This is a genomic window from uncultured Arthrobacter sp., assembly GCF_964021775.1.
Classification (GTDB): Bacteria; Actinomycetota; Actinomycetes; order Actinomycetales; family Micrococcaceae; genus Arthrobacter.
Genome location: NZ_CAXHZI010000005.1, coordinates 143,668 through 156,432, shown reverse-complemented (window position 1 = coordinate 156,432; position 12,765 = coordinate 143,668). Strand labels below are relative to the sequence as shown.

Sequence of the window (12,765 nt, the reverse complement as noted above, 5' to 3'; positions counted from 1 at the left end):
AATGCAGTGAATTCAAGCAGTGACTCCAACACGGTCACGTCACTGAGCGGCCCGCAAACGGACACGATTAGGAGTCGACCATGGCTGGCGCTCTGCGCAAGACAATGATCTATCTTGGGCTCGCTGACGGCGACGAACACTACGAGTCCGAGCATCACACCCCGCACAAGGATGAGGACGAATCCATGGAGCACGACCGCGAGGAGCGCCGTGCGCCGACGCCCGTCCGCGAAGTCCCCAGGGAAGAGCCCTACGCCGCTGAAGAGGAATACCGCGCACCCGTGACACCCATCAAGCGAGCGGCCGCGAGCCGCGAAGAGACCACAGGCCTGCGGCAGATCACGACGATCCACCCGCGGTCCTACAACGATGCCAAGCTCATCGGTGAAAGCTTCCGTGACGGCATCCCCGTCATCATGAACGTCACCGACATGGGCGAAGCGGACGCCAAGCGCCTGGTCGACTTCTCCGCCGGCCTGGTGTTCGGCCTGCGTGGCAGCATCGAACGGGTGACCAACAAGGTGTTCCTGCTCTCGCCGTCGTATGTCGAAGTGATCGGCGACGACAAGAAGGTCAGCGAGACGCAGGCCAGCTTCTTCAACCAGAGCTAGTCCAGGATTCCGTCCGGATGCCAGGCAGGGATACCTGCCTGGCATCCGTGCTGGGCGATCCGTGTTGGAATAGACGTGTCGGAATACATGCGACCACCTGCCAGGCTACTGCGGTATCCGGAATGATCATGGAGATATGAGTTAACTCATGGGAATTGTTTTCGGACTTGTCTATATCGCCCTGCTGCTCTTTTTTGTCGCCCTGATCATCCGCCTGATCTTCGACTGGGTGCAGATGTTCGCGCGCAGCTGGCGTCCCCATGGCGTGGCGCTCGTCACCGCGCACGCTGTGTACTCCGTCACAGACAAGCCCCTCAAGCTGCTCGGCCGGGTCCTTCCGCCGCTGCGGCTCGGCGGAATTTCGCTGGACCTCGCGTTCCTGGTGCTGTTCATCGCCGTCTCGGTGGCCATGAGCGTTGCCCGGTACTTCACCTACGCGCAGCCGATCGCCGCATAACGTGAGCGGCCGGACCAGTCCGCCGCCAAAAAGATAAAACTCCGGTTTGACACTGCGGTGTTGAATTAGAGGAACCAGACCATATTTAGGTACCGTAGTTTTGACGGCCGGAAGGCCTCCTGACTAACTAGACCAACGAGGTGACCAGATGGCTTTGACGCCAGAAGACGTTGTCAACAAGCGCTTTCAGCCGACCAAGTTCCGCGAAGGCTACGACCAGGACGAGGTTGATGACTTCCTGGACGAGATCGTCGTCGAACTGCGACGCCTGAACCAGGAGAACGACGAGCTGCGCAAGAAGCTCGCCGAAGCCGGTTCCGGCACGGCCGCGAGCTCCGCTGCTGGCGCTCCCGTCGTGGAGAAGGTGCCTGCACCCGTCAAGGCCGAGAAGGAAGACCGCGCCAAGGCAGAAGCCGAGGCCAAGGCCGCCGAAGCCGCCGAAGCTGCCAAGAAGAAGGAAGCCGAGAAGGCTCCCGCTCCGGCGCCTGCCCCCGCACCCGTTGCCGCGTCGGCGTCCGCCGAGTCCGCCGCCGGCCTGCTGGCCATGGCGCAGCAGATGCACGACAAGCACGTCGCCGACGGCGAACAGCAGCGTGACAAGATCATCGCCGAGGCGCAGATCGAAGCCAGCAGCCTGGTCAACGACGCGCAGGAAAAGTCCCGCAAGATCCTCGGCGCCCTCGAGCAGCAGCGCTCGGTGCTGGAGCGCAAGGTCGAGCAGCTGCGCGGCTTCGAGCGCGATTACCGGTCCCGCCTGAAGGCCTACATCGAAGGCCAGCTGCGTGACCTGGATGCCCGTGGTTCGGTGGCGGCCCCCGAGGTCGAAGCCAGCTAGGACGTTTTACACGTATTCTGAAAGCCGGTGGCTGAGGACTCCTCGGCCACCGGCTTTTGGCATTAACCCGGACGAAAGCACTATGACTGACGCACCAACCCCAGACGCCGCCCAGCCCGCGGATGCCGTGCAGCCGCCGGCGCGCAAACCGCGGCGCGCCCTGCTGCTGACCCTGTTCGCCGGATTCGCGGTGTTCGCCTACGTGTTCGACCAGCTGACCAAACTCTGGGTCACGAACACCATGACCGAGGGCGAACGCATCCCGGTGCTCCCGCCGCTGCTGCACTGGTACTACATCCGGAACTCCGGCGCCGCCTTCTCGATCGGCGAGAACGTCACCTGGGTGTTCACCATCATCATGGCGGCCGTTTCCATCGCGATCCTGCTGCAGCTGCGCAAGCTCGGCTCCGCCTGGTGGGCGCTGGCGCTGGGGCTGCTGCTCGGCGGCGCACTGGGCAACCTGACCGACCGGCTGTTCCGTGAGCCCTCGTTCGCGATGGGCCACGTGGTGGACTTCATCCAGCTGCCCAACTTCGCGATCTTCAACATCGCCGATTCGGCCGTGGTGTCCGCGGTGGTGATCATCTGCCTGCTCACGCTGCGCGGCGTCGCCCTCGACGGCTCCCGCCTCAACCAGCACCAGGACAAGGCAACCACCGGCGCGGCCGCGCCGGAACCCACCACACCGGACCATACCGGGAACGGCCACAATGTCTGAGCCCGGTCCGGCGGGGGAGCAGGGCCGCCGGCACTTCAACGTCCCGGCCGAACTCGCCGGCACCCGGGTGGACGCGGGGCTGGCGAAACTGATGGAGATCTCCCGCTCCCAGGCCGCCACGCTGATCGCCGAAGGCCATGTCAGCAGCCACGGCAAGCCGGTGGGGAAGTCCCTCAAGCTCAGCGCCGGCGGCGAGCTCGACGTCGTCCTCCCGGAACGCCGGGACCCGCTGGAAGTTGTGGAGGAAGTTGTGGAAGGTCTGAAGATCCTGCTGGACGACGACGAGTTCGTCGTCGTCGACAAACCCGTCGGGGTGGCCGCCCACCCGTCGCCGGGCTGGGTCGGGCCCACCGTCGTCGGCGGCCTCGCCGGTGCCGGCTACCGGATCTCCACCTCGGGGTCGCCCGAACGCGCCGGCATTGTGCACCGGCTCGACGTCGGCACCTCCGGTGTGATGGTGGTGGCCAAGACCGAGAACGCCTACACGGCGCTCAAACGGGCCTTCAAGGAACGCACCGTGGACAAGGTGTACCACGCCGTCGTGCAGGGCCTGCCGGACCCGCTGGCCGGCACCATCGATGCACCCATCGGCCGGCATCCCGGCCACGACTGGCGCTTCGCCGTGATCGAGGACGGCCGCGACTCGGTGACCCACTACGAGGTGCTCGAAGCCTTCGGGAAGGCCTCGCTCGTGGAGGTGCACCTGGAAACCGGCCGCACCCACCAGATCCGGGTGCATTTCTCCGCCCTGCGCCACCCCTGCGCCGGCGACCTGACCTACGGGGCCGATCCCCGGCTGGCCGCCACCCTGGGCCTGACCCGGCAGTGGCTGCACGCCCGGCAGTTGTCCTTCGACCACCCGCGGACGGGGGAACGGGTCACCGTGACCAGCGAATACCCGCAGGACCTCAAGTACGCCCTCGAAGTGCTGGAGTCCGGCAACGCCTAAGGCAGCACCTAGGCGGCGGTCCGCCCCGCCGTCGTGCCGGGCACGTCAGTGTCCGTGCCCGGCACTAGAATGATTCGGTGACTTCCAGCAACAACTCGTTCGTCCACCTCCACAACCACACCGAATACTCCATGTTGGACGGTGCGGCGCGCCTCGGAGAACTCTTCGATGAGACCGAGCGGCTGGGCATGCCGGCGCTGGCCACCACGGACCACGGCTACCTCTTCGGAGCGTTCGACTTCTGGAAGCGGGCCACGGACAAGGGCATCAAGCCGATCATCGGCGTCGAGGCCTATGTCACGCCGGGCACCGCGCGCACCGACAAGACCAGGGTGCGCTGGGGCGAAGAGAACCAGCGCAAGGACGACATCTCCGGCGGCGGCTCCTACACGCACATGACCCTGCTCAGCTACAACAACGTGGGCATGCGCAACCTGTTCCGTGCCTCCTCGATCGCCTCCCTGGACTCGGTCTTCGGCAAGTGGCCGCGGCTGGACCGCGAGCTGCTGAACACCTACTCCGAAGGGCTCATCGCCACCACCGGCTGCCCCTCCGGCGAGGTCCAGACGAGGCTGCGGCTCGGGCAGTACCGCGAGGCCCTCGAAGCCGCGGCCGAGTTCCGCGACATCTTCGGTGCCGAGAACTACTTCTGCGAACTCATGGACCACGGCCTGGACATTGAACGCCGCGTCACCGGCGACCTGCTGCGCCTGGCCAAGGAACTGAACCTGCCGCTGGTGGCCACCAACGACCTGCACTATACCCACGAGCACGACGCCAAGGCGCATGAGGCGCTGCTGGCCATCCAGTCCGGCTCGACCCTGCTGGAGCCCACGTATGACAACGGCGGTTCACGCTTCGCCTTCTCCGGCAGCGGCTATTACCTGAAGTCCCCGCAGGAAATGCGGGAACTGTTCCGCGACCACCCGGACGCCTGCGACAACACACTGCTGATCGCCGAACGCTGCGAGGTGTCCTTCAACACGGGCGCCAACTACATGCCCCGGTTCCCCTGCCCGGAGGGGGAGGACGAAACGTCCTGGCTGGTCAAGGAAGTGGACAAGGGACTCCACTATAGGTACCCGCAGGGCATCCCGGACAAGGTCCGCCAGCAGGCCGACTACGAGCTGGAAGTCATCACCTCGATGGGCTTCCCGGGCTACTTCCTGGTGGTGGCCGACTTCATCAACTGGGCCAAGAACAACGGCATCCGGGTGGGTCCCGGACGTGGCTCCGGTGCCGGCTCCATGGTGGCGTACGCCATGCGCATCACCGACCTGGACCCGCTGCACCACGGACTGATCTTTGAACGCTTCCTGAACCCGGACCGCGTCTCCATGCCCGACTTCGACGTCGACTTCGATGACCGGCGCCGCTCGGAAGTGATCGACTATGTGACACGCAAGTACGGCGACGAGCGCGTCGCCATGATCGTCACCTACGGCACGATCAAGACCAAGCAGGCGCTCAAGGACTCCTCCCGCGTGCTGGGCTACCCCTTCAGCATGGGCGAGCAGCTGACCAAGGCGCTGCCGCCGGCCGTGATGGCCAAGGACATCCCGCTGGCGGACATCCAGAACCCCGAGTCCAAGCGCTACGGCGAGGCCGGGGACTTCCGCCAGCTGATTGCCACAGATCCCGAAGCCGCGAAGGTCTTCGAAACCGCCCTGGGCATTGAAGGCCTGAAGCGGCAATGGGGCGTCCACGCCGCCGGCGTCATCATGTCCTCGGACCCGATCATCGACGTCATCCCGATCATGCGCCGTTTCCAGGACGGCCAGGTCATCACGCAGTTCGACTACCCGACCTCCGAGGGCCTCGGCCTGATCAAGATGGACTTCCTGGGCCTGCGGAACCTGACGATCATTTCCGACGCCCTGGAAAACATCAAAATGAACCGCGGCGTCGACCTGGACCTCGAGTCCCTGGCCCTGGACGACGCCGCCTCCTACGAGCTGCTGGCCCGGGGCGACACGCTCGGCGTCTTCCAGCTCGACGGCGGCCCCATGCGGTCGCTGCTCAAGCTGATGAAGCCCGACAACTTCGAAGACATCTCCGCCGTGCTGGCGCTCTACCGGCCGGGACCGATGGGTGCCAACGCGCACACCGACTACGCGCTGCGCAAGAACGGCATCCAGGAAGTCATCCCGATCCACCCCGAACTCGAGGAGCCGCTGGCCGAGATCCTCGGCGGCACCTACGGCCTGATCGTGTACCAGGAGCAGGTTATGGCGGTGGCGCAGAAGCTCGCCGGCTACACCCTGGGCCAGGCCGACATCCTGCGCCGTGCCATGGGCAAGAAGAAGAAATCCGAGCTGGACAAGCAGTTCGCCGGCTTCTCCCAGGGCATGCAGGACAACGGCTACTCGATGGCCGCGGTGAAGACCCTCTGGGACATCCTGCTGCCCTTCTCCGACTACGCCTTCAACAAGGCGCACTCGGCGGCGTACGGCGTGATCTCCTACTGGACCGCCTACCTCAAGGCGCACTACGCGCCGGAGTACATGGCGGCCCTGCTCACCAGCGTCGGCGACGACAAGGACAAGTCGGCGATCTACCTCAACGAGTGCCGGCGCATGGGCATCACGGTGTTGCCGCCGGATGTCAACGAATCAGCGCTCAACTTCACCCCGGTGGGCAATGACATCCGCTTCGGCATGGGGGCGATCCGCAACGTCGGCGCCAACGCCGTCGACGCGATGGTGGCCGCACGGGAACGCGAAGGCGCCTACACCTCCTTCAAGGACTACCTGATGAAGGTCCCGGCGGTGGTCTGCAACAAGCGCACCATCGAATCCCTGATCAAGGCCGGCGCCTTCGACTCCCTCGGCCACCACCGCCGGGCCCTGGCCATGATCCACGAAGAAGCCATCGACTCGGTTATCACGCTCAAGCGCAACGAGGCGATCGGCCAGTTCGACCTGTTCGCCGGCATCGACGACACCGAGTCGGAATCCTCGTTGAGCATCGAGATCCCCGAGCTGCCCGAGTGGGAGAAAAAGGACAAGCTCTCCTTCGAACGCGACATGCTGGGCCTCTACGTCTCGGACCACCCGCTGCAGGGCCTCGAGGGGCTGCTGAGCCAGCACGCCGACCAGTCCATCACCTCGATCATCGCCGAGGACGGGCCGCACGACGGCGCCATCATCACCATCGCGGGCATGATCACCTCGCTCAGCCGGCGGATCGCCAAGGCCAGCGGCAACGCCTACGCGCGCGCAGAGATCGAGGACCTGGGCGGCTCGGTGGAAGTGATGTTCTTCGGGCAGGTCTACGGCCCGATCGCCTCCGTGCTGGCCGAGGACCTGATCGTTGTGGTCAAGGGCCGGCTGCAGCGGCGCGACGACGGTGCGGTGGCCCTGAACTGCATGGAACTGTCGGTACCGGACCTCAGCGAAGGACTCGACGGGCCGCTGGTGATCACCATGCCGACGCACAAGGCCACCGAGGCCGTGGTGAACGAGCTCGGTGAGGTGCTCCGGACGCACCGCGGCAAGTCCGAGGTCCGGCTGCACCTGCACGGCGACTCCCGGGTGGAGGTCATGGGGCTGCCCGTGCATCTGCGCGTCAACCCCAGCCCGTCCCTGTTCGGCGACCTGAAGGTGCTGCTCGGCCCGACCTGCCTGGACAGCTGAGCCGGCCTGGTCAGCTGAGTCCGCAGCCTAGATTTCGTAGTCCAGCGGCACCGGCTGGCTGTAGCTGCCACCGTGGTAAAGCAGCGGTGCGCTGTCGCCGCCGAGCGCGCCGTCGACCACCTCGACGACCACCACGGCGTTGTTCTCGAAGGAGAGCCGCATCTGGATCTTGCCGATCAGCCAGCCGGTAACGTCCTTGAGGATGGGGACCTCGTGCGGGCCCAGCGCCCAGTGGTCGCCCTCGAACCGGTTGCGGGTGCGGGCAAACCTGTCGGCGAGCTCCTGGTTCTCCAGCCCGAGCATATGCACTCCGATGTAGGCGGAATTCGCGACGGCGGGCCACGAGCGGGAGGTCCGGGCCATGTTGAAGGTGAACCGCGGCGGCTTGGCCGAGAGGGACGCCACCGAGGTGGCGGTGAAACCGTAGGGCACGCCGTCGTAGTTCACGGTGATGATGGCGACTCCGGCCGCGTGGCGGCGGAACATTTCCTTGAATGTCCCTTCGAAAGCTTCTTCGGCTGAGGCCACTGTGGTTCATCTCCCTGCTGTTCTGCGACTGGTGCTCACTGCCAGCGTATTCCTGCCGGCGCCGCCCGCGGTATTCGGCCGGCGCCCAGGAGGCGTCCGGGCGTCACGTGCCGTGCGGCGGCGTCATGTCCGTCCGCCGCCGGATGCTTTGTTAAGGTTTGTTGCATGACACAACCCGCGGTGCACGTGCCCGTTGACGACTACGACGGCGCCCCCGCGCACGCTGCACCCCGGCGGCCCGGGCGCAGCGTGCCGTGGACGGGGCTGGCCGTGATCGCCGCGGCAGGCCTCCCGGTCGGCCTGCTGTGGTGGCTCCTGGCGCCGACCGGCCTGAACCTTCTCACCCGGGACCCCGCCCTCGCCGCCGGCAGCAACCCCGAGACCTGGCTGCCCCGCGACCTCGTCCTGGCCGGGTTGTTCCTGCTGGCCGGCTGCCTGTCCGGGGTGCTTATTGCCGGGAACCGGCCCGCGCGGCTGGCAACCGCGACGGTGGTCCTGGCCGTTGCCGCGGGTGCAGCGGGTGCCTTGCTGGCGTGGGGGACCGGGGTGTTCGCCGGCAGTGTGTGGGGCGCCGCGGAGGACACCTCGGCCAGCGCCAGCATCGCGTTTTCGCTGCGCGCTTACGCCATGCTGGCCATCTGGCCGGCCGCCGTCGCGCTGGCGATCTTCCTTGCCACCGTTTTCGGCCACTCCGAGCCGGACCAAGCGCCCGGGCCGCAGGCCTGACACAGCGCCCTCCAGGGCGCCCGGGACGCTCCGGGCGGGGTGCCGCGTAACAGCGTGCGGGCCCGGCCCGGCCGGCGCGTAAAATGGAGGCGTGACCCCCACTGCTGACAGCCCCGTATCTTCCGCCTCCCTGCCCACGGCGCCCGCCACCCTCGACTTCCGCACCGTCGACGTGCGCGGGCAGCGGCTGTCCCTCGCCGGGCTCCGCGCCGCCGTCCCGCGGGCGCAGCACGGCACCGTGGCCGACGCCGAGGAAAAGGTCCTGGACATTATTTCAGCGGTCCGAACCCGCGGTTTCGAGGCGCTGCGAGAGCTGGCACTGAACTTCGACGGCGTCGACCAGGCCCACCCGCGTGTCCCCGCCGGGGCCCTCAAGGCCGCGCTGGACGGGCTGGACCCGGCCGTGCGCACCGCCCTGGAGGAGTCCATCAGCCGGGCGCGCCGCTTCGCCGATGCGCAGCGGCCGGCAGACACCGACGTCGAACTCGGCAAAGGCGCCGTGGTCAGCCAGAAGTGGGTCCCGGTGGCCCGCGTCGGGCTGTACGTCCCGGGCGGCCTGGCGGTCTATCCGTCGTCCGTCATCATGAACGTCGTCCCGGCGCTGGCCGCCGGCGTGGAGTCGATCGCGCTGGCCTCGCCGCCGCAGAAAGACTTCGACGGCCTGCCGCACCCCACGATCCTGGCGGCCGCGTGCCTGCTGGGCATCGAGGAGGTTTACGCAATCGGCGGCGCCCAGGCCATCGCCGCGTTCGCCTACGGCATCCCCGCCGGCACCGGTAACACCGACGCCGGCGTCGAGACCGGCATCGACGCCGGCATCGACCCGGTCGACGTCGTCACCGGGCCCGGAAACATCTTCGTGGCCACCGCCAAGCGGCTGGTCAAGGGCGTCGTGGGCATCGACTCCGAGGCCGGGACCACCGAGATTGCCATCCTGGCCGACGCCACGGCCCGGCCCGGGCTGGTCGCAGCCGACCTGATCAGCCAGGCCGAGCACGATCCGCAGGCCGCGTCCGTGCTGATCACCGACTCCGAGGAGCTGGCCGCCGCCGTCCGCCGCGAACTCGGCGTCCAGGCCGCCGCGACCAAGCACAGCGCCCGCGTGTGCCAGGCCCTGTCCGGTCCGCAGTCCGGCGTCGTCCTGGTCGAGGACCTTGAGCAGGGCATCGCCGCCTGCGACGCCTACGCCGCTGAGCACCTGGAGATCATGACCGCGGACGCCGCCGGAGTGGCCGCACGGATCCGGAACGCCGGCGCCATCTTCGTGGGCGACTACAGCCCGGTCAGCCTGGGGGACTACTGCGCGGGCTCCAACCACGTGCTGCCCACCAGCGGGACGGCCGCGTTCTCCTCCGGGTTAAACGTGACCACCTTCCTCCGCGCCATCCAGGTGATCAACTACAGCCGGAGCGCGCTGGAGGAGGTCAGCGGGCACATTGTCAGCCTCTCCGGCGCCGAGGACCTGCCGGCGCACGGCGAGGCCGTGACGGCACGGTTCGCCGCGGGTGCATAAACCGGGCGTTGGCCGCCCGGCCGGGACCGCGCCCGACCACAACATGTAGTAATTACAGGCTTGTTATTCAGCAACATCTAGTCGTAAACTGATCCGGGAAGCGCCATCACGGTGCTCCGGCGCTGTGATGGTGTCCAGGCTTGCGGCAGGGAGGAACCGACGTGTATTGCCCGTTCTGTCGTAACCCTGATTCGCGCGTGGTGGACAGCCGCATCGCCGACGACGGTTCCGCCATCCGGCGCCGCCGGCAGTGCCCCGAATGCGGGCGCCGGTTCACCACCGTGGAAACCACCAGCCTCACCGTCATCAAGCGCTCCGGCGTCGGCGAGCCGTTCAGCCGCAGCAAGGTCATCAACGGCGTGCGGAAAGCCTGCCAGGGCCGTCCCGTCACGGAAGACGACCTGGCCATGCTGGCGCAGGAGGTCGAAGAGACCATCCGCGCCTCCGGCGCCGCCGAGATCGACGCCCACGAGGTGGGCCTCGCCATCCTCAACCCCCTCCAGCGCCTCGATGAGGTGGCCTACCTCCGCTTCGCCAGCGTGTACCAGGCCTTCGAATCGCTGGAAGACTTCGAGTCCGCCATCGCCCTGCTCCGCCACGAGGCGGAGTCCAAGGGGCGCGAAGGCAAGAACTCGCAGAAGAGCCCGCTCTAGGCTCAGCCAAGCTCCGGTGGTGGCGGCGGAGGGGAAGCCGCGGCCACCACCGGCTCCAAGTTTCGGTATCGCGTACGGGGCTACTTGGCCAGTTTGTGCGTCAGGGCGACCTCGATCGCCGCACCCACGATGCCGGCGTCGTTCTTCAGCTCGGCCGGAACGATGGGTGTGCGAAGTGACATGTGCGGAAGGTACTCGTCGGCGCGCTTGGAGATGCCGCCGCCCACGATGAACAGTTCCGGGGAGAAGAGGAACTCGACGTGGGAAAAGTAGCGCTGCAGCAGCACGCTGTATTCGGCCCAGCTCAGCCCGTCCCGCTCACGGGCGACGGCGGAAGCCTTGCTTTCGGCGTCGAAGCCGTCGATTTCGAGGTGGCCCAGTTCGGCGTTCGGGACGAGCTTGCCGTCGAAGATGAAGGCGGAGCCGATGCCGGTGCCCAGCGTGATGACCAGGACGGTGCCGGAGATCCCTTCGCCGGCACCGTAGCGGGCTTCGGCCAGGCCAGCGGCGTCGGCGTCGTTGATAACCTCAACCGGGCGGCCGAGGCGCGCGGTCAGCAGGGCATCGATGTCCAGGTTCAGCCAGGAGTTGTCCACGTTCGCCGTCGAGTGCACGACGCCGTGCTGGATGATGCCCGGGAAGGTCACACCGACCGGGGAGTCGGGCGCCGGGGCGTCGGGACGCTTGGAGAGCTCTGTGACGACCTGTGCGACAACTTCGGCGACGGCTTCCGGGGTGGAAGGCTGCGGGGTGGGCACGCGGAGCCGATCGCCCACCAGTTTGCCCTTTTTCAGGTCAACGATTCCGCCCTTGATGCCGGTGCCACCGATGTCGATGCCGATCAGCGGTGCGTTCTTCTTCGACTTCTCGTCCTTCTTGGCCAATGGGCTTCCGTTCGTGGCAGGGGCGGGGTGGGTCTTCGGGGGGTGTTGCGGGTTGTTGCTGCGTCAGGGGAGGGTCAGGACCTCAGCGCCGGACTCCGTGACCAGCAGCGTGTGCTCGAACTGCGCGGTCCGTTTGCGGTCACGCGTGACGACGGTCCAGTCGTCGGCCCACATGTCCCACTCGACCGTGCCCAGCGTCAGCATGGGCTCGATCGTGAAGACCATACCGGCCTCAATGATGGTGTTGTAGGCCGGTGCGGCGTCGTAGTGCGGAATGATCAGCCCGGTGTGGAAGGCCTCGCCAACGCCGTGGCCGGTGAAGTCCCGAACGACGCCGTAGCCGAAGCGCTTGGCGTAGGACTCGATGGTCCGGCCGATGACGTTGATTTCGCGGCCCGGGGCCACCGCCCGGATGGCACGGCGCAGCGACTCTTCGGTGCGTTCGACCAGCAGCCGGGACTCCTCGTCGACGTCGCCCACCAGGAAGGTGTAGTTGGTGTCGCCGTGCACGCCGCCGATGAAGGCGGTGATGTCGATGTTCAGGATGTCGCCGTCCTGGACCACGGTGCTGTCCGGGATGCCGTGGCAGATGACTTCGTTGAGCGAGGAGCACAGGGATTTGGGGAAGCCGCGGTAGCCCAGGGTGGACGGGTACGCCTGGTGGTCGAGCAGAAACTCGTGCCCCACTTTGTCCAGCTGGTCCGTGGTCACGCCGGGTGCAATGTGCTTGCCGACCTCGACGACTGCCTGGGCTGCGATCCGCGAGGCGATCCGGATCTTCTCGATGGTCTCTGCGGACTTGACCTCTGAGCCGGTGAACTTGGCCGGTGCGGGCTTGCCGACGTATTCGGGGCGCGGGATGGACGCCGGCACGGCAAGCTGGGGGCTGACTGTTCCCGGGACAAGGGTGCCGATGGGTGCAGTCGAGGTGAGGGAAGGCATAGATTGATTCTATAAGCAGCCGGGCGCAGCCCGGAAAATGCAGCTGGAGAATGCAGCTGGAAAATGCAGCCGGAAACCATGGCCGGACAGTACATCCGGAAATACCCCCGGCGCCCGGGCACACCCGAAAGGATCACCGATGACCGAATACTGGTACAACGTCAACACCCACGAGATCGAGGAAGACGCGATGTCCGACTGGAGCCAGCTGATCGGCCCCTACAAAACCCGCGAGGAAGCCGAACACGCCCTCGAAAAGGTCAAGGCCCGCAACGAGGCCTGGGAAAAGGGCGACGAGGACTAGCGGAGACTCC

At 66.8% G+C, this 12,765-nt stretch carries 13 protein-coding genes; 10 read left to right on the top strand and 3 right to left on the bottom strand.

Going from position 1 to position 12,765, the window contains the following annotated elements; genetic code table 11:
* Positions 1–80 precede the first annotated feature (80 nt).
* The 6 genes from sepF to dnaE all read left to right on the top strand — a co-directional run bounded on the left by sepF (position 81) and on the right by dnaE (position 7,205).
* A complete protein-coding gene (gene sepF / locus ABIN76_RS07395; protein WP_346959058.1) occupies positions 81–611 on the top strand; it encodes a cell division protein SepF in 531 nt (176 codons plus the stop codon).
* A 148-nt stretch (positions 612–759) separates the two neighbouring features.
* Entirely contained in the window at positions 760–1,068 is a 309-nt protein-coding gene (locus ABIN76_RS07390) for a YggT family protein (protein WP_346959057.1), read from the top strand.
* A gap of 148 nt (positions 1,069–1,216) precedes the next feature.
* Positions 1,217–1,903 (top strand): DivIVA domain-containing protein, encoded by a 687-nt coding sequence (locus ABIN76_RS07385; protein WP_346959056.1) that lies wholly within the window; start codon positions 1,217–1,219, stop codon positions 1,901–1,903.
* An 82-nt stretch (positions 1,904–1,985) separates the two neighbouring features.
* Positions 1,986–2,621 carry a signal peptidase II gene (gene lspA, locus ABIN76_RS07380; protein WP_346959055.1) on the top strand — a complete coding sequence of 212 codons (636 nt, stop codon included), beginning with the start codon at positions 1,986–1,988 and terminating at the stop codon, positions 2,619–2,621.
* The gene (locus ABIN76_RS07375) at positions 2,614–3,570 is read left to right on the top strand and encodes an RluA family pseudouridine synthase (protein WP_346959054.1); all 957 of its coding nucleotides are present in this window, start codon (positions 2,614–2,616) and stop codon (positions 3,568–3,570) included. The genes lspA and ABIN76_RS07375 overlap by 8 nt, the downstream gene beginning before the upstream one ends.
* 77 nt (positions 3,571–3,647) lie before the next feature.
* Positions 3,648–7,205, top strand: coding sequence for a DNA polymerase III subunit alpha (gene dnaE / locus ABIN76_RS07370; protein ID WP_346959053.1), 3,558 nt, complete (start codon positions 3,648–3,650; stop codon positions 7,203–7,205).
* A 27-nt stretch (positions 7,206–7,232) separates the two neighbouring features.
* Here dnaE and ABIN76_RS07365 read toward each other — a convergent pair whose 3' ends face one another.
* Complete coding sequence (locus tag ABIN76_RS07365) at positions 7,233–7,691, bottom strand: flavin reductase family protein (protein WP_346959136.1); 459 nt, start codon at positions 7,689–7,691, stop codon at positions 7,233–7,235.
* 207 nt (positions 7,692–7,898) lie between these two features.
* On the opposite strand from ABIN76_RS07365, the gene ABIN76_RS07360 reads away from it, so the two are divergent.
* The 3 genes from ABIN76_RS07360 (at position 7,899) to nrdR (ending at position 10,625) form a co-directional block, all read left to right on the top strand.
* Complete coding sequence (locus ABIN76_RS07360; RefSeq protein ID WP_346959052.1) at positions 7,899–8,459, top strand: hypothetical protein; 561 nt, start codon at positions 7,899–7,901, stop codon at positions 8,457–8,459.
* A 91-nt stretch (positions 8,460–8,550) separates the two neighbouring features.
* Positions 8,551–9,972 carry a histidinol dehydrogenase gene (hisD, locus tag ABIN76_RS07355; RefSeq protein WP_346959051.1) on the top strand — a complete coding sequence of 474 codons (1,422 nt, stop codon included), beginning with the start codon at positions 8,551–8,553 and terminating at the stop codon, positions 9,970–9,972.
* Between the two features lie 161 nt (positions 9,973–10,133).
* Positions 10,134–10,625, top strand: a complete 492-nt coding sequence (gene nrdR, locus ABIN76_RS07350; RefSeq protein WP_346959050.1) for a transcriptional regulator NrdR — start codon at positions 10,134–10,136, stop codon at positions 10,623–10,625.
* An 80-nt stretch (positions 10,626–10,705) separates the two neighbouring features.
* On the opposite strand, the gene ppgK is transcribed toward nrdR, so the two are convergent.
* Complete coding sequence (gene ppgK / locus ABIN76_RS07345; protein WP_346959049.1) at positions 10,706–11,509, bottom strand: polyphosphate--glucose phosphotransferase; 804 nt, start codon at positions 11,507–11,509, stop codon at positions 10,706–10,708.
* A gap of 63 nt (positions 11,510–11,572) precedes the next feature.
* Entirely contained in the window at positions 11,573–12,451 is an 879-nt protein-coding gene (gene map / locus ABIN76_RS07340) for a type I methionyl aminopeptidase (RefSeq protein WP_346959048.1), read from the bottom strand.
* Positions 12,452–12,590: 139 nt separating this feature from the next.
* Here map and ABIN76_RS07335 point away from each other — a divergent pair, with 139 nt between their 5' ends.
* Positions 12,591–12,755, top strand: a complete 165-nt coding sequence (locus ABIN76_RS07335) for an SPOR domain-containing protein (RefSeq protein ID WP_346959047.1) — start codon at positions 12,591–12,593, stop codon at positions 12,753–12,755.
* Positions 12,756–12,765 lie beyond the last annotated feature (10 nt).